General features: G+C 62.3%; 18 protein-coding genes. 11 read left to right on the forward strand and 7 right to left on the reverse strand.

Annotated elements, in window-relative coordinates:
- Positions 1-33 precede the first annotated feature (33 nt).
- The 3 genes from B0G38_RS17230 to B0G38_RS17240 all read left to right on the forward strand — a co-directional run bounded on the left by B0G38_RS17230 (position 34) and on the right by B0G38_RS17240 (position 2,944).
- Complete coding sequence (locus B0G38_RS17230; RefSeq protein ID WP_264670596.1) at positions 34-828, forward strand: ABC transporter ATP-binding protein; 795 nt, start codon at positions 34-36, stop codon at positions 826-828.
- Entirely contained in the window at positions 825-2,423 is a 1,599-nt protein-coding gene (locus B0G38_RS17235; RefSeq protein ID WP_264670547.1) for a sulfatase family protein, read from the forward strand. The genes B0G38_RS17230 and B0G38_RS17235 overlap by 4 nt, the downstream gene beginning before the upstream one ends.
- 203 nt (positions 2,424-2,626) lie before the next feature.
- Positions 2,627-2,944, forward strand: coding sequence for a DUF3040 domain-containing protein (locus B0G38_RS17240; protein WP_264670548.1), 318 nt, complete (start codon positions 2,627-2,629; stop codon positions 2,942-2,944).
- Positions 2,945-2,961: 17 nt separating this feature from the next.
- Here the strand turns inward: B0G38_RS17240 and B0G38_RS17245 are convergent, their stop codons facing one another.
- Positions 2,962-3,378 carry a ChaB family protein gene (locus B0G38_RS17245; RefSeq protein WP_264670549.1) on the reverse strand — a complete coding sequence of 139 codons (417 nt, stop codon included), beginning with the start codon at positions 3,376-3,378 and terminating at the stop codon, positions 2,962-2,964.
- 287 nt (positions 3,379-3,665) lie between these two features.
- On the opposite strand from B0G38_RS17245, the gene B0G38_RS17250 reads away from it, so the two are divergent.
- From B0G38_RS17250 to B0G38_RS17270, 5 genes are all read left to right on the forward strand, one after another.
- A complete protein-coding gene (locus tag B0G38_RS17250) occupies positions 3,666-3,938 on the forward strand; it encodes a hypothetical protein (RefSeq protein ID WP_264670550.1) in 273 nt (90 codons plus the stop codon).
- Positions 3,939-4,021: 83 nt separating this feature from the next.
- Positions 4,022-5,116, forward strand: coding sequence for a LolA family protein (locus tag B0G38_RS17255; RefSeq protein WP_264670551.1), 1,095 nt, complete (start codon positions 4,022-4,024; stop codon positions 5,114-5,116).
- A complete protein-coding gene (locus B0G38_RS17260; RefSeq protein WP_264670552.1) occupies positions 5,113-6,084 on the forward strand; it encodes an ABC transporter ATP-binding protein in 972 nt (323 codons plus the stop codon). Before B0G38_RS17255 ends, B0G38_RS17260 begins: the two co-directional genes overlap by 4 nt.
- Positions 6,074-6,973 (forward strand): ABC transporter permease, encoded by a 900-nt coding sequence (locus B0G38_RS17265; RefSeq protein WP_413542083.1) that lies wholly within the window; start codon positions 6,074-6,076, stop codon positions 6,971-6,973. The genes B0G38_RS17260 and B0G38_RS17265 overlap by 11 nt, the downstream gene beginning before the upstream one ends.
- A 55-nt stretch (positions 6,974-7,028) precedes the next feature.
- Positions 7,029-7,238, forward strand: a complete 210-nt coding sequence (locus tag B0G38_RS17270) for a hypothetical protein (protein WP_264670553.1) — start codon at positions 7,029-7,031, stop codon at positions 7,236-7,238.
- Between the two features lie 40 nt (positions 7,239-7,278).
- On the opposite strand, the gene B0G38_RS17275 is transcribed toward B0G38_RS17270, so the two are convergent.
- Positions 7,279-8,397 (reverse strand): PDDEXK nuclease domain-containing protein, encoded by a 1,119-nt coding sequence (locus B0G38_RS17275; RefSeq protein WP_413542084.1) that lies wholly within the window; start codon positions 8,395-8,397, stop codon positions 7,279-7,281.
- Between the two features lie 240 nt (positions 8,398-8,637).
- On the opposite strand from B0G38_RS17275, the gene B0G38_RS17280 reads away from it, so the two are divergent.
- Complete coding sequence (locus B0G38_RS17280; protein ID WP_264670554.1) at positions 8,638-9,966, forward strand: MFS transporter; 1,329 nt, start codon at positions 8,638-8,640, stop codon at positions 9,964-9,966.
- A complete protein-coding gene (locus tag B0G38_RS17285) occupies positions 9,963-10,652 on the forward strand; it encodes a FadR/GntR family transcriptional regulator (protein WP_264670555.1) in 690 nt (229 codons plus the stop codon). The genes B0G38_RS17280 and B0G38_RS17285 overlap by 4 nt, the downstream gene beginning before the upstream one ends.
- Before the next feature lie 7 nt (positions 10,653-10,659).
- Here the strand turns inward: B0G38_RS17285 and B0G38_RS17290 are convergent, their stop codons facing one another.
- The 5 genes from B0G38_RS17290 to B0G38_RS17310 all read right to left on the reverse strand — a co-directional run bounded on the left by B0G38_RS17290 (position 10,660) and on the right by B0G38_RS17310 (position 12,861).
- Positions 10,660-10,872 carry a hypervirulence associated TUDOR domain-containing protein gene (locus B0G38_RS17290; RefSeq protein WP_264670556.1) on the reverse strand — a complete coding sequence of 71 codons (213 nt, stop codon included), beginning with the start codon at positions 10,870-10,872 and terminating at the stop codon, positions 10,660-10,662.
- 12 nt (positions 10,873-10,884) lie between these two features.
- Positions 10,885-11,421 carry a hemerythrin domain-containing protein gene (locus B0G38_RS17295; protein ID WP_264670557.1) on the reverse strand — a complete coding sequence of 179 codons (537 nt, stop codon included), beginning with the start codon at positions 11,419-11,421 and terminating at the stop codon, positions 10,885-10,887.
- Between the two features lie 2 nt (positions 11,422-11,423).
- On the reverse strand, positions 11,424-12,029 hold the full coding sequence (locus tag B0G38_RS17300; RefSeq protein ID WP_264670558.1) for a protoglobin domain-containing protein: 606 nt from the start codon (positions 12,027-12,029) through the stop codon (positions 11,424-11,426).
- Positions 12,030-12,212: 183 nt separating this feature from the next.
- Positions 12,213-12,527: a hypothetical protein gene (locus B0G38_RS17305; RefSeq protein WP_264670559.1), complete on the reverse strand. Its 315-nt coding sequence runs from the start codon at positions 12,525-12,527 to the stop codon at positions 12,213-12,215.
- A gap of 46 nt (positions 12,528-12,573) precedes the next feature.
- Complete coding sequence (locus B0G38_RS17310) at positions 12,574-12,861, reverse strand: DUF3040 domain-containing protein (protein ID WP_264670560.1); 288 nt, start codon at positions 12,859-12,861, stop codon at positions 12,574-12,576.
- Positions 12,862-13,357: 496 nt separating this feature from the next.
- Between B0G38_RS17310 and B0G38_RS17315 the strand changes: the two genes are divergently transcribed.
- Positions 13,358-14,455: a DNA alkylation repair protein gene (locus B0G38_RS17315; protein ID WP_264670561.1), complete on the forward strand. Its 1,098-nt coding sequence runs from the start codon at positions 13,358-13,360 to the stop codon at positions 14,453-14,455.
- The last annotated feature ends 314 nt before the right edge of the window (positions 14,456-14,769 follow it).

Raw genomic sequence — 14,769 nt, forward strand, 5'->3', positions numbered from 1 at the left:
GCCGCAGGCCGGCACACCGTCCAGGAGGACCCGATGACCGTCCGCGACGCAGCTGCCGCGCTGCCCCGTCTCGAAGTTACAGCACTGTCCAAGACCTACGGCAGCGGCGGGTCCGCCAAATGTGTGATCGAGGACCTGACCTTCACCGTGAACACTGGAGAAGTGGTGTGCATCGTAGGCCCGTCCGGCGTCGGCAAAACCACGCTGCTGAAATGCCTGGCTGGGCTGCAGCCGGTCACCTCCGGAGCCGCCGCGATCGATGGGCGGAAAATCGACGGTCCGCCAGCCGAGATGGCCTTGGTCTTTCAGGATTACAACCGTTCCCTGATGCCCTGGCTGACCGTCCGCAAGAACATCCGACTGCCGCTGCGCCACCTGCGACTGCAGGCAGCCGAGCTGAACCAGCGCATCGACACGGCGCTTGAAGCTGTGGGGCTGACGCATGCCGCGAACCAGTATCCGTGGCAGCTTTCCGGCGGTATGCAGCAGCGCGTGGCCATCGCCCGGGCCCTGGCGTACCGGCCCGAAATCCTGATCATGGACGAGCCATTCGCGTCGGTGGATGCGCAGACCCGCTTCGAGTTGGAAGACCTGTGCCTGAAGATCCGCGACGACTTCGGTATGACGATCCTGGTGGTCACGCACGACATCGACGAGGCCGTGTACCTCTCCGACCGTGTGGTGGTGCTTGGGGCCAAGCCTGCCCGGGTGCTGGACGTGGTCGACATCGACCTGCCGGCGCCGCGGGACCAGATTTCCTCGCGTGCACTGAAGGAATTCGCGGACCAGCGCACCAACGTTCTGTCGATGATCCGGAAACCCGCATGAACGGCGGGGAGGCGCGGCGGCCCAACGTCCTGGTCATCATCGCCGATCAGTTGCGAACCGACCATCTGGGTTTCGCCGGCAACCAAGTGGTCCGGACTCCGCACCTGGACAGGCTTGCCGCCCAAAGCATGGTCTTCACGGAGGCAACCGTCACCAATCCCACATGCATGCCCAACCGCGCCAGCCTGCTGACCGGCCGGTGGCCGTCGACGCATGGAACACGCTGCAACGGGATCACGATGGACCCGGACGCAAATAATTTAGTTAAGCAGTTGTCCTGCGGCGGGTACTTGACCCGTGCCGTAGGCAAACTTCACCACCAGAACATGGGTTGGGACTTTGAGCCCATTCAGCGTGCCGAGATCGAGGCCACGGACCCGCTGCTGCTGGATCCGCGGTCCTCCGACGCCCGACCCAGGTCGCGCCCGGTAGGCTGGGACCAGTGGGAAAATGCGGCGGCGCATGCGGAGGGCTTCATTCCGCTCCCCGAGGGGTACTACGGCTACCAGCACGTGGACTTGGTGATCGGGCATGGCGACCGCCCGGGTGGGCACTATGTGCACTGGGCACGTGAACGTGGCATCGACCCTGTGGCGGTCGGCGGTGCCGAGAACGCTCCCAAGCGACTGGATATCTGGGATCAGGTGTACCAAACCGGCATCCCGGCAGAGCTGCATCCGAGCTCCTATGTGGGTGAACGCGCCGAGGCGCACCTGGCTGGGTTCGCCGAATCTGCGGAACCTTTCTTCATGTTCGTCTCCTTCCCAGATCCACACCATCCGTTTTCACCCCCGGAAGGGTACGCGGAGATGTACTCGCCGGATGAGGTGGAGCTGCCCATCGGGTTCTACCAGGACCATGCCAGGTCCCCGTCGCACATCCGCCGGATGTTTGACCGCCGCGGCGAACCGAATGAAGACCCCACGATGACTTTCGCCGCCGATGAGGCGCAGTACCGTCAGGCTGCGGCTGCCCAGTACGGTTTGATCACGCTCATGGATGAGCAGATAGGCCGGATCCTCGCGGCACTCGATGACAACGGACTGGCCGAGGACACGATTGTTGTCTTTACCAGCGACCATGGTGATCTTTTCGGGGATCACGGTTTGATGCTGAAGCACTTCAGTCACTACCGGGCCGTCACCAACGTGCCCTTGACGGTCAAAGTCCCCGGCATAGATCCGGGCCGCACCGATGCCTTGGTCTCCACGGCGGATCTGGCACCCACACTGATGGAGCTCACCGGGACACACCTGTACAGGGGAATCCAAGGCGCATCCCTGGTGCCGTTGCTTGAGCGGCGGGCTGTCTCGGTTCGGGATGCCCTCATTATTGAGGAGGACCAGCCGTTCGGACTTCCCGGGCTGCCTGGTCCCGTTCGTACTCGCTCGGTGCTGACCAAAGCAGGACGTCTGACGAGGTACTTCGGGACCGACATCACCGAACTGTACGACCACCTATTGGACCCCGAAGAGCTCAACAACGTTGCCGGAGAGGCGAAATTCAAGGACCTCGAGGATGTCCTCACACTGGCGATGATGGAGGGGATGGCAGCTTTAGCGGATACCGGAACGGCACCAACGGCAGCGGCCTGACCGCTTGCCGGTCGTGAGGACTTTCCAATCCTGAAAGCACTGGCTTTTTGGCCCTATGTCTGTCTGAAATCAGCTAGTAGGGAAAGCGCGCTCTAAAACTAGCAAATTCCGATTTAGAAGCGGATGATAGCTATACCGGCGAAAGCCCGGCCTTCATGGTCGGCGCTTTTGTTTCTCCGGACTTCTGATGAAGGGGGTGCGTTATGCCGCTGTCGGATGAGGAGCGGGAGCAGCTTCATGCGCTGGAGTTGCAGTTGGCCGCCGAGGACCCGGAACTGGCCCAGGTAATGCGGTCTGGTCTTTTGGGGCCTGACCATGGGCAGCTTGTTCTAGCGGTGCTTGCCTGGATTGTCGGTTTGGTCTTGTTGATCATTGGCGTAGCCACACAGTTGACCGTCGTAGGTGTCGGTGGCTTCCTGGCGATGGGCGCGGCGGGATACTGGGCGATGCGCCTCTACCGTTGGGGAAGCGGAATCGATGATCACGTCGCAACCGACAAGGGGACGCACGGCGTCAGGTGACGTCCAGCTGCAGGTAGCTACCGTGACTTCCGGGTCGCCTTGTCGTTGGCCTTTTGCACGGCGTCGACCAGCTCGGACTTGTTCATCTTGGAGCGTCCCGGGACATCGAGCTTCTTGGCCAGGTCGTACAGATGCTCCTTGGAAGCGTTAGCATCCACGCCACCGGCAGTCTTTCGGGAAGTGTCCTTGCCGCCTTTGGCCTGCTTGTCCGAGGGGCCGGCTTTCTCCTTGGGTTCCCAATGGTCGCCGACCTTTTCATGGGTGTGCTTCAGGGCACTGTAGGCCACCCGATGTGCGCGCTCCTCGTCGCCGTAGCTCTCGGCGGCGGAGTCGTGCGCCTCAGCAAAGGTTTCCTGTGCCTTCTTGCCGGAACGCTTGAGAGTGCTGGGCAGCTCGCTCTTCTTCGGCTTCCCGCTGTTGTCTGTCTTGGGCATCAGGACCACCCTCCTTGAATTGTTGGTAGATCCAATTTCCAACGTGGCACAGATCAATGCTTCTGCCAAGGGGTGTGGCTTCGCCTGATACCAAGCCGCCGGACATGGCACCAGCTTTGTGACCTGTAAGGACATTCCGTTTTGTAATTAAGGTCACTATGACGTAAATTACAATTTGCTATTCCAGCTTCGGCGTGAACCGCCTATGGTTCGATAAAGCAATCAAACGGAATTGTCGAGGGGAAACGACTTTCTGTTGTACAAACACGTAAATAGGGGAGAAATACATGAACGAGCGACTGGCGGAAGCTATCGCCATTCTGGGCGACGTCGAGGCCGACGACGCGAGCAACGATGCCCGCGGACGCCGCGCCCATGCGCGTGTCATCGCCATGATCGAATTCGCCGACGAAGTCTCAGGCATGCGGCGCGAGCAGCGGATCGCGAATCTGCTGACGCTGGCCCAGATGGACAAGAAGGATTCAAAGTCAGCACTCGAAGAGGCGCGCCGGCTGCTTGAACTCGATACGAAGTCCACGGTTCTCAAGACCGCAGCCTGACCTCGGAGCAGAAGAACCTGCCCCGTGAACACCTGATCGATTGGGCGTAGTCTGGATAGAAGACTGCGACGTCGGAGGTTGTCATGACACGAGTTTGGAAGCGCTGGCTCCCCGCCGCCGTCGTTCCTGCGGTAGTCGCAGGCGGCGCGGTACTGGGCACTGTCCAAGCGGGCGCGGCTACGGACTTGCCGGATAAGACGCCGCAGGAGGTCCTTGAGATGGTGGCGGACAGTTCCGTCCGCTCGCTGTCCGGAACCGTGGAGCAGACGTCCGAACTGGGTTTGCCACAGTTGCCCACGGACTCGCCGGCCGGAGAGTCTGATGCTTCGTCCGGCGTTCCTTCCGGTGTAGCCTCCGCCCTTGAGCTCCTCGGCGGATCCCACACGGCACGGGTTTACCTGGATGGCCATTCACAGGCACGGGTGCAGGTTATGGACCGGCTGGCCGAACGGGATGTCATCCGCAACGGCCGGGACGTGTGGCTGTACAGCTCCAAGCAGAATGCTGCCACCCATCTGATTCTTCCGGAAGGCTCGGAGTCCGAGGGGTATCACGGCGATAAAGCGTGGACCCCGGAGGATCTGGCCGAGCACTTCCTGTCCTCGGTTGAGCCCAGCACGGAAGTGACGGTGGGGTCGGATTCGGAAGTCGCCGGCCGTGCCGCCTATGAACTGGTGCTGACTCCCGACAGTTCGGAGACTCTGGTCGGGTCCGTCTCAATTGCGGTGGATTCGGAAACAGGGTTGCCGCTCAGCGTGGATGTCGAGGCCCGCGGCCAGGACGCCCCGGCTTTCGAGGTCGGCTTCACCGAGCTGAGCCTGGAAACGCCGTCGGACGATCTCTTCAACTTCACGCCGCCGCCCGGCGCCACCGTCACAGAGCGCGTTGTCGAGGATCATCACGCCAAGCATGCCAAGCATGCCAAGGGTGACCGAGGCGAGCACAGCAAGGACTACGTGAAGTACGGATCCGGCTGGGAAACGGTGATCGGCCTGCCGGCGGATGAAGTGCCTCCGGAATTGATGGACTCGCCGCTTATCGCCGAAACCGCTCAAGAGGTCGACGGCGGCCGGTTGCTTTCCTCGGCGCTGGTGAACGTCCTCGTGACCGACGACGGCAGGGTGTTCGCCGGATCGGTGCCGTTGGAGCAACTGCAGGCGGCAGCGGAGGGCCGGTGAGCGGCGCCCTCCCGTCTACCGAACTCGCGATTGAAACCACCGGGCTGACCAAGCGCTTCGGCCACCAGACGGCCGTCGACGGCATCGACTTGGCAGTTCCGCACGGATCCGTCTTCGGCTTCCTCGGCCCGAACGGGTCGGGCAAGACCACCACAATCCGGGTCATGCTCGGCCTCGCAGCCGCCACCAGCGGGCACGTCCGTGTGCTCGGGCAGGACATGCCGGCGAGTCTGCGCGACGTGCTTCCCCGCGTCGGAGCCTTGATCGAAGGCCCAGCCTTTTACCCCTTCCTCTCCGGCGCCGCCAACCTGCAGCGCTTCGATACCGCGGACCGCCACGCGTCCTCGGCCACCCGGCGCGCACGCGTGAACCGGGCGCTTGACCGTGTGGGGCTGTCCCACGCTGCCGGCAAAAAAGTCCGAGCCTACTCCCTGGGCATGAAGCAGCGGCTGGGCATCGCCAACGCCTTGCTGATGCCGCGTGAACTGCTGGTGCTGGACGAGCCGACAAATGGACTGGACCCGCAGGGAACGCGGGAAGTCCGCAGCCTGGTGCGCTCGCTGGCTGCTGAAGGCACCACGGTTTTCGTGTCCAGCCATCTGCTCGCGGAGGTCGAGCAGATCTGCACGCACGCCGCCGTCATGAGCGCCGGCAAACTGGTGGCGCAGGGGACCGTCGACGAACTCCGGCGGGTCGGCCTCGCCCACGTCAAAGTCCAGACCCCCGACACCGAGGGCGCCCGCCGCGTTCTCCAACGGCTGGGTCTCGCACCTGAACCGCCGAATTCAAACAACGACGGCGGCAGTACCGTCCGCGCTCCGCTCGCCGACCATGCGGTGGAACCGGAATCGATCGTCGCCGCCCTCGTAGCCGAAGGCGTCCGCGTCCGAGGCTTCGCGGTGGAAAACAGCAGCCTCGAGGAGCGGTTCGTGGCTTTGACGGGGGAGGGGTTCGACGTTGTCCAATAAACTTCCCGCTTCTGCACCAACCGGTCCGTCCTCTGGCAATGCCCGGCCACGAGCAGCCGCATCCCGGCCGTCCGCGGGCTGGGCACTCCTGGGGTCCGAGCTGAAGGTTCTCTTCCGTCGCTGGCGGACCTGGGCCATGCTGGCGGCGCTCGCTGCCGTCCCGGTCCTGATAGCGCTCGCCGTCCGGCTTTCCTCGCGTGATCCAGGTCCCGGCCAAGGTCCGCCGTTCCTGGACCGCGTATCCCAGAACGGACTGTTCATCGCGCTGACCGGGATGGTCGTCTCCATCCCGCTCTTCCTGCCGCTGACTGTCAGTGTGGCCGCGGGGGACACCATCGCGGGCGAGGCAGGCCACGGAACCCTCAGATATCTGCTCGCGGCGCCGGCTGGTCGGATCCGTCTGCTGGCGGTGAAGTATGCTGCCGCCGTCGTCTTCTGCCTTGCCGCCGCGCTCTCCGTGGCGACGGCGGGAGTGCTGATCGGTTCAGCGCTCTTCGACGTAGGGCCGATCACGCTGCTCTCCGGCGACACCATCAGCGTAGGGGAGTCGCTGCTGCGGCTGTTCCTGGTGGCCTGCTACGTCGGACTGTCCCTGCTCGGACTCGCGGCCATCGGCCTGTTCATTTCCACCCTTACCGAGGTTCCTGTCGGCGCCATGGCAGCAACCGCGGTCCTCGCCGTCGTGTCCCAGATCCTGGACAACCTTCCGCAGCTCGAATGGCTGCACCCCTGGCTGTTCAGCCACCACTGGCTCGGCTTCGCGGACCTGCTGCGCCAGCCGATCTCCTGGGACTCCTTCGCCGCCAACGGTCTGCTGCAAGGCGGCTACATCGTCGTCTTCTGCGCGCTCGCCTACAGCAGGTTCGCCACCAAGGACGTGCTGTCCTAATTGGCTACAGCCTGGGCTCTGGCCTACGCGGACCCGCGGGACCTAAAATCCTGTTGTGGAAGAGCGCTATCTAAAGGCGCTGGAACAGGCTTCTTCTGTTGCTGAGCGCGATGGTATCCGTCGGCAGATTGCTGCCGACGAACTGGCCGTGCTGCGCAAGGAGCTCGATAGACATACCGTGGACAAGATCCAACGGCAGATGATGAAGATTATCGAGAGCGAACGCCGCCGCGATATTCAATCGCTGAAGAATGCGGGTCTCTGAAAGTCAACAGTAGTTGTCGGGCCTTTGGCTGTAGTTTAAATCATTTCGTTTCGTCCCTAACCGGTCTATCGTCCGTAGCCGCAGTTAGCTCGGCCTCAAGCTCATCGACGGTGGGCAAAGCGCCGGCGAATTCTTCGGGCATAGACTCCTCCAGTTCTGCGGCCCAGTTCGCGACGCCGATGGGTGAGTTATAGCCGCGTAACGCATATTCAGCAACTAGTTCATTTTTTGATTTGCAGAGCAATAGACCAATTGTGGGCTTGTCGCCATCCTGCGCCAGTAGGTCGTCCACCGCGCTCATGTATACGCCGAGTTGGCCGAGGTAGCCCGGATCGAACTTCCCGGCCTTGAGTTCGATAACCACGAAGCGCCGCAGCTTGAAATTGTAAAACAGCAAATCGGCGAAGAACTCGTCGCCAGCAACGTGCAGTTGGATCTGCCGTCCGACGAAGGCGAAGCCTTGGCCCAATTCCAGTAAGAACTTCTGTACATGGTCGATCAGTTGGGACTCCAGTTCGCGTTCATTCCGTTGACCGGTCATCGCTACGAAATCGAAGACGTACGGATCCTTGGTCGCCTGCTGCACCAAGTCGGAGTCCGACGGCGGCAGGGTCGTCTTGAAATTCGACGTAGCCTTCCCCGCCCGCTCATGGAGACGGGAGTCGATCTGGTGGGTAAGGACGTTGCGGGACCAGCCGCCCTCGACCGCCTTCTCGGCATACCAGAGGCGCGTTGCAGGTTCCCGAACTTTGTCCAAGAGAGCCAGATGGTGATACCAGGGCAATTGTGCAAGTGGCGCTTGCACAATTGCCGTCTGCGGCCAGGCCTCAGCCAGCGACCGCATGTACTTGAGGTTGCGGGAAGAAAACCCCTTTGCCTCGGGAAAGCGGTCTCGGAGGTCGGCTGAAAGTCGGTCGATGACCTTGGCGCCCCAACCCTCTTGTTCCTGACGATTGAGTATGTCGTTTCCGATGGCCCAATAGGTACGCACAAGTTCCTGGTTTGCGGCATTGATTGCTCTGACGCGTCCCGCAGCCACCCTCGAGGCAACGGAGTCTAATAGATCCGGGTACCACGTAGGCATAGCGGATCGTCCAGGCGGTTTTTCGAAGGTCGTCTTCGAACGAGCCGTGGATTCTTCAGTGCCCTTCGATTCCATGGTCTGTGTTTTCCCCTCATGAGAAAGTTCCTGACGCGAACCTATCGGATACTTCTGACAGTTCAGCTACCAAACGGCGACGACCGTTCCGCAGTATCTTTATCCGCTTTTCCTCAGAGCTTTGGCAGCCGTGCGTCCCGAGTTGTGTCCAGGAGGTTTGCCCTGGAGACATCAGACGTCTAATGTTTACGTATGTCGTCCCGGATTACTCAAGCTCCTCATGCACCTACGAATGAAAGCTTGGGCGAGGTTTTGGACGAAACTCTTGCTCCGGAGTTGGACGAACAGCAGATGGCGCCGAAGCCGGCCCCGACGAAAAGGCTTGCGGCCTTCTTGGCGATTGCCGCCGTCGTACTCATCGGTCTGAACCTGCGGGTTGGGGTGGCCAGCGCAGCCGCCCTGTTCCACGATCTACAGCAGCTGCTCGGTTACGGGCCGCTGGTGGCTGCCACGTTGCCGTCGATTCCCGTTGTTTGCTTCGCGGTTGCCGGCGCCGCCACGTCCTGGCTGACCAGACTTGTCGGGCTGGAGCGGGCGATTGCTGTTGCATTGACGCTGCTCACCGCGGGACTGGCGCTGCGGGCGGTCGATTCGGTCGGCATGCTGCTGCTGGGCACGGTGGTCAGTATGTCCGGGCTGGCCATCTGCAACGTGGCGATGCCCTCCTTCATCCGCAAGCACTTTGCGCACCGGACCTCCACCATGACGGGCGTCTACACCATCACCATGTCGATCGGCGCGACCACTGCCGCAGCGCTGAGTGTGCCGGTGGCGATGCAGCTGAACTCGCCGGTTATGGGCCTTGCGTCGTGGTCGCTCCTGGCCGTCGTGGCCCTGCTCGCGTTCCTTCCGCTGGCTGTGGCAGGCAAGCCGCGCCCGGTAGCCGAAACCTGTGCGGGCGTTTCGCCGTGGCCGTTGCTGCTCACCCCAAAAGGCCTGCTGATCACCGGTCTCTTCACCGTGCAGGCGCTGCTGGTCTATACGATCATCAGCTGGCTGCCCTCCATCCTTATCGCCCGCGGCCTGGACCCGGCATCCGCGGGACTGATGCTCGGGGCCGTGCAATTGATCAGCATTCCCGCCGTCGTCCTGGTGCTGGCGATGGCCAGCAAGCCGCGGCTGCTGCGCCCGGCGTTCATGGTGTCCACAGGCTCCAGCTTCCTGGGCTACGTGAGCCTGCTGGTTATGCCCAACCAGCTGGTCCTTGTGCCGGTGCTGCTGATCGGCATCGGGTTCTCAGTGTTCCCGATCGTCATGGTGGTGATCAGCCGCAGCGGAAGCAACGCGGCGGAAACCACGGCGATGTCGACTCTTGCCCAGTCGGTGGGCTATCTCGTGGCAACCGCGGGACCGTTCGGCTTGGGGCTGCTGCACGCGGCCACCGGTGGGTGGACGCTGTCGCTGGAGCTGATGGTGGCCGTGGCAGTGCTGCAGCTGTTCCTGGCGTACTGGCTCAGCGCGGGTGGCGGCGCTGCTGGTGGAGGTGGGCGTGGGCGTGGCCGGGGCCGGGCTCGCTCGGGTGGCCGTGGGCGATTGCTTGGGCGTCGCGGCGAGGGGAGCCAGGCATGACACTCGGTTCAATCCACCGCCCGCAGCTTGCCGACGAAGTCACCGAGCGGCTGCGCGAGGCGATCGTCTCCGGCCAGTGGCCGCTGCAGGAACGGATCCCGCCCGAGCCCGAGCTCATGGCGCAGCTCGGCGTTTCCCGCGGGACCCTGCGCGAAGGAATCAAGGCGCTGGCCCACGCCGGGATGCTGGAGGTACGGCGCGGGGACGGCACCTACGTCCGTGCGGCCAGCGAAATCCATGGTGCCGCCCGCAAGGCCTACCGGGAGCACGAAGACCAGGATGTGCTGCAGGTCCGCTTCGCTCTGGACACGAAGGCCGCGCGTCTGGCAGCCCGATTAGCTAACGACGGCGACATCGCGGCTATGCGTACGATGCTCGCCAAGCGCCGCGAGGCTTGGGCGGCGGAGGACCTGGAACAGTGGATTACGGCCGACTGGGACTTCCACCTGAAGGTGGCAGAATCCTCGGGTAACCGGCTGCTGCATGAGCTCTACGGCAGCTTCGGAGACGTCTTTCACGGCACGAAAATGGCCCAGCGGCTGCGCAATGGTTTCGATGGCTGTTTGGAAGCCGGTCATGAGGCGCTCGTGGCGGCCATTGCCGCCGGCGACGAGGACGCGGCCGTGGCTACCGTCAACGCGAATCTCAACTACTGCATGTCATGGATGCCGCAGTCTGGGGAGTAACGGCCGCTCAGCCGATCTTGTGCAGCGCCGATCCTTTGTGGACCGCAACGTGATCCGTTTTATCGCTTTTGATCTCGAACTGCGGTTCCTCCGGCGAGCAGTGCCGGGTGCGGCCTTTGAACTCGAAGTCCTTGGTGTGGATCTTGGTAATCTTGCCGGAAACTTCGCCAGCCTCTGAGTTCCACCGCACGTGGTCGCCGGTCTTGAAGGATGCTGCCATGTTGACGTCCTCTCAGTCCAAACGGGTTTCCGTCGTCGTGTGCTGGTGTTCGCCGCCGTGGTGGTGGGCCGCGCCGACAATCTCATGCAAGCCCTCGACCGCCTCGACGAGGGACAGATCCGGCTGCGAAACAATGAAGGGCAGCAGCAGCGTGTTTTCCTTGTCCAGATGCTGTGCGAAGAGGCGCTCGATCGCGGTGGCCAGGGCCGCGGCCTGGATTCCCTGTGCACCGCGCAGTTCCTCCAGCGTATTGGTGATCACCCGGTGTTCGGCGAGCATGCCCTCGACAAGAAGCTGTGCCTCTGGCCGGGAGCGAGCGCGTTCGTAGATGGCTGATTCTTCTGCCAGGGCGTGCGGAATGAGGTCGTTTTCGCACCACTCCACCAGCAGCGCGTGAGCGTCATGTTCGGCCGGCTTCTTCCCGCTTTCCACTGCGTCAACCAACGCGCGGGTCAAATGGGTCAGCCGGGTCAGCATCTGTCCGTGATGGTGTTCGACGGCGGCGATGGCCTGCTGGTCACTGTTCACATCTTTGGCTTCGTTGACCATTTCTACCACTGCCCTTCCCGCGTGTAGGGTCGCGACCACAAGGCAATTTGCAGCAGCACCGCTTTGAGCCAGGCCTGCATCATCGCATCAACCTGTTCGCCGTCACTCTCTTTCCGTGCCAGGAAGGGACGGACTGTGATCGCCACGGGCCCGGTCAGCGCGATCAGATGCCGCAGCGGCACTACCGACGTGGAGCCGACATGGTCCGTCTCGTTCTTGTGGGCGGGCGTGTGCCGGAGCGCGATTTCGTTCTGGTAATCCAGCCACTCCTGATCATAGGAGCGGGAACAGGTGTCGCGGATCCATTGCCCGAAGCGCGGACGGACCGCCGCGAGGTATTCATCGATGGGTGGCCCGCCGGGCTGGGAAAAGTGGGCAACCAGTTGCGGTTGGCTGGCGACGAAGCCGTACCAGACATCGAGAATGTCATCGACCTGGTCATCGAGCAGTTCACCCGCCCGTTGCAGCAGCGCCGCGTCGCGTTCATCGAGCATCACACTGGCCTTGAGTTCCTCCAACTCGGTCAGCGTCACGGGCGAATGCTCGGCGGTTCCGTAGTTGTAACCGGGAATCTCTGATGTGTTGGTCGACTCAGACGACATGGCCATACCTCCAACTAGTTCGCGTCCCTCATTCGTACCCCCGGGTGCAGCCGGGGTCAATGGTTTGCCGCCGGTGCCGAATGGAACGCAATCAGGCTGCTGCTGCCCAGCGGGCTGAATTGAACTGCCCCGCGGCAGGCCTCGGTCCTGCCGCGGTTCTGGGTTCTTCGTTACGCATGCCGAACCTCGTTATGCGGCAACCGCCGCGTGCTCAGCCGGCAGTTGCCTGCTAGGCGAGGCAAGGTGGATGCTGATATTCAAGTGGATGCCTTCCTTGCGGGCGAGAACGTCGGCGAGATACTCGGCAAGTCCGGCTTGTGCGACCAACCGGCGGTCGCCGACGATGGATCCCTGCAGGTACGCTACGCTGCCGGTTACCTCAGCAGCTTCGAAGGACGCCCCTCCCACACCGTTAGCTAATATCCAGTCGATAACGTCGCGGAAGGCCTGCTCATCCCCCTGGCGGCATTCGGCTGCCATAGTGAAATTGATCGTGTCCAACATGGGGTTTCTACCTCCTTTCACCGCTGATAGTTGGCATGGGGTTTAATTACCTGGATTGCCTGCCCGAATCCTCCTGAGGGAACGGCTCGCGAACCTGCTTATAACCACCGATAACCAATAGCAGGAAGCCAATAATCCCGATGAGGGGCAATTGTGTGGCGACGCCGAACAGGAGCACCAGCACTCCGGTCAACAGCACGAACAGTCCGGGCCAGCTCGCAACTAGCGCCGGCTGCCCCGGCATCCCGGTCCGAAGCTTTTGGGCAAATGCCGGATCTTCCGAATCGATCTGCCTTTCCAACTTCTCCAGCTGCATTCGTTCGTTGTAAGACAAAGACATTTCCTTTCCGTACATCAAGCAAACTCCTCTCAGTGATTCAGTTCCTGGACGCACCGGCCCATAGGACTTTGGTATGTCGGCGCCAATTTGCTTGCCGACACCCGAGCCAGTAGCGAGGCTTCGAACGGCGTCCGGAACAGGTTCTCCCCACGTTCTTGTTATTCACTATTCCCTTGAATGTGAATTTGTTTCGGATAAATCAACCAGTCGGCATCTAGTGCCCTTTGACGTTTCTTTATCTTTATCCTCAAGCCTCTATAACAATGATAGCCAAAAGGCCCAATAAAGCAAAAAAGAATTGGTGATAATGGCAACACTTGAATAGTGAATAGAAAGCGGCCGAGAAAAAGCGAATTGCCTTATCGTGCGACGAGGAGCATCGTTCGGTCGGTTCCGCCAACTGAGGTGTGTGCAGCACTGAAGTCCTTGCGCACCATAAGATGCCGAAGAGGGGATGTTGGCAGGAGCCGTCGGATACCGGGAGGACCGCATGGGTGCAATGAACGACCTGCTGGGCCCGGAGGCCGTGGAAGGACTGAGGACAACGCTCGGCCAAGGCTTACCCGGTTCGGGCTGGGCCGCCCTCGCCGCTGCCGAGGCGAAGCTGGATCCGCTCTCGCTCCGGGCACGCTGCGACCTACTGGCAGCAGCGCTGCTGTCCGATCTCGACGTTGGCTATGAGCATGCCGCCGGCATCATCCGGACTGCGCTGAATGATGAGTCCTTCACCGGCTGGATGATCTGGCCGGTCTCGGAGGCCGCGGTTACGCTCGCGTTGCAGGACGGGACCACGCATGCCTTTGACGATGCCTTGGCTTTGCTCTTCGAGCTGACTCCCCGGCTCACAGGAGAGTTCGCGATCCGCCGCCTGCTCCTTCAAGACCTTGACCGGGCACTGGCACAGATGCAGGACTGGACCCTCCACAGAGACGAACAGGTCCGCCGGCTCGCAAGCGAGGGACCGCGGCCGTACCTGCCTTGGGCGGTCCGCGTGCCGGAAATCATCGCCCGGCCGGAAGCAACGCTGCCGCTGCTCGATGCCCTGCACGCCGACTCAAGCCAACTGGTCCGCCGGTCCGTGGCCAACCACCTCAACGACATCGCCCGCCACGACCCGGAAACCGTAGTCGCCCTCGCGGGGAAGTGGCAGGAGGACACTCGCGACGGAACGCCGTGGGTGGTGCGGCATGGGCTGCGGACGCTGGTCAAGAAGGCGCACCCCGGCGCGCTTGCTTTGCTGGGCTTCACTCCGAGTGCGGTGAGTATATCCGGGCCGGAACTGGACAGGACCGAGGTGCAGTTGCCGGGCGAAATCGCGTTCACGGTGACGGTCACCAACGACTCGCTGCACCCGGCACGCCTGGCCGTCGACTATGTGGTCCACTACGTGAAAGCCAACGGGTCGCTGGCCCCGAAGGTCTTCAAGCTCGCCGTCGCGGAATTGGAACCGGGCGAGACCCGCCGGTTCAGGAAGACCCATGCCCTCCGGCCGATGACCACCCGAGTGCATTACGCCGGCCGCCACCTGCTTCAAGTACAGGTGAATGGCCAGCTATCAGCGGCAGCGGAGTTCGACGTCGTTATCTAGCGGCGGCAGGGGAGCCATGGCAGGAAATCGACGGAAACTGGCAGTTTTCCCGGCCATTGAATCCGGTGTGCACGGCGTTGACGCTAAGACCTATCGGAACCCGTGCAGAAAGCAGGACCAGCCATGAGCCTCCAACCTCCGGAATACTGGCTGAAGATCCACAACATCGAACTACAGCAGCTGATGGCGCAGGCAGAGCGGACCCGCCAGCGCTCGCAGTACCAAGGGCGGGGAGCGGCGTTACGGTCGCCCGCGAGCCGGATCAGGACTGTGGCTCCAACCCAGCCCGTCTTTCCGGCCAAGCCGAATGACAA

The organism is Crystallibacter permensis (assembly GCF_025960875.1).
In the GTDB taxonomy this organism is placed as follows: Bacteria; Actinomycetota; Actinomycetes; order Actinomycetales; family Micrococcaceae; genus Crystallibacter; species Crystallibacter permensis.

Coding starts and splice junctions, on each gene's coding strand:
- B0G38_RS17230 (WP_264670596.1), top strand. CDS start 34: ATGACCGTCCGCGACGCAGCTGCCGCGCTGCCCCGTCTCGAAGTTACA.
- B0G38_RS17235 (WP_264670547.1), top strand. CDS start 825: ATGAACGGCGGGGAGGCGCGGCGGCCCAACGTCCTGGTCATCATCGCC.
- B0G38_RS17240 (WP_264670548.1), top strand. CDS start 2,627: ATGCCGCTGTCGGATGAGGAGCGGGAGCAGCTTCATGCGCTGGAGTTG.
- B0G38_RS17245 (WP_264670549.1), bottom strand. CDS start 3,378: ATGCCCAAGACAGACAACAGCGGGAAGCCGAAGAAGAGCGAGCTGCCC.
- B0G38_RS17250 (WP_264670550.1), top strand. CDS start 3,666: ATGAACGAGCGACTGGCGGAAGCTATCGCCATTCTGGGCGACGTCGAG.
- B0G38_RS17255 (WP_264670551.1), top strand. CDS start 4,022: ATGACACGAGTTTGGAAGCGCTGGCTCCCCGCCGCCGTCGTTCCTGCG.
- B0G38_RS17275 (WP_413542084.1), bottom strand. CDS start 8,397: ATGGAATCGAAGGGCACTGAAGAATCCACGGCTCGTTCGAAGACGACC.
- B0G38_RS17285 (WP_264670555.1), top strand. CDS start 9,963: ATGACACTCGGTTCAATCCACCGCCCGCAGCTTGCCGACGAAGTCACC.
- B0G38_RS17290 (WP_264670556.1), bottom strand. CDS start 10,872: ATGGCAGCATCCTTCAAGACCGGCGACCACGTGCGGTGGAACTCAGAG.
- B0G38_RS17295 (WP_264670557.1), bottom strand. CDS start 11,421: ATGGTCAACGAAGCCAAAGATGTGAACAGTGACCAGCAGGCCATCGCC.
- B0G38_RS17300 (WP_264670558.1), bottom strand. CDS start 12,029: ATGGCCATGTCGTCTGAGTCGACCAACACATCAGAGATTCCCGGTTAC.
- B0G38_RS17305 (WP_264670559.1), bottom strand. CDS start 12,527: ATGTTGGACACGATCAATTTCACTATGGCAGCCGAATGCCGCCAGGGG.
- B0G38_RS17315 (WP_264670561.1), top strand. CDS start 13,358: ATGGGTGCAATGAACGACCTGCTGGGCCCGGAGGCCGTGGAAGGACTG.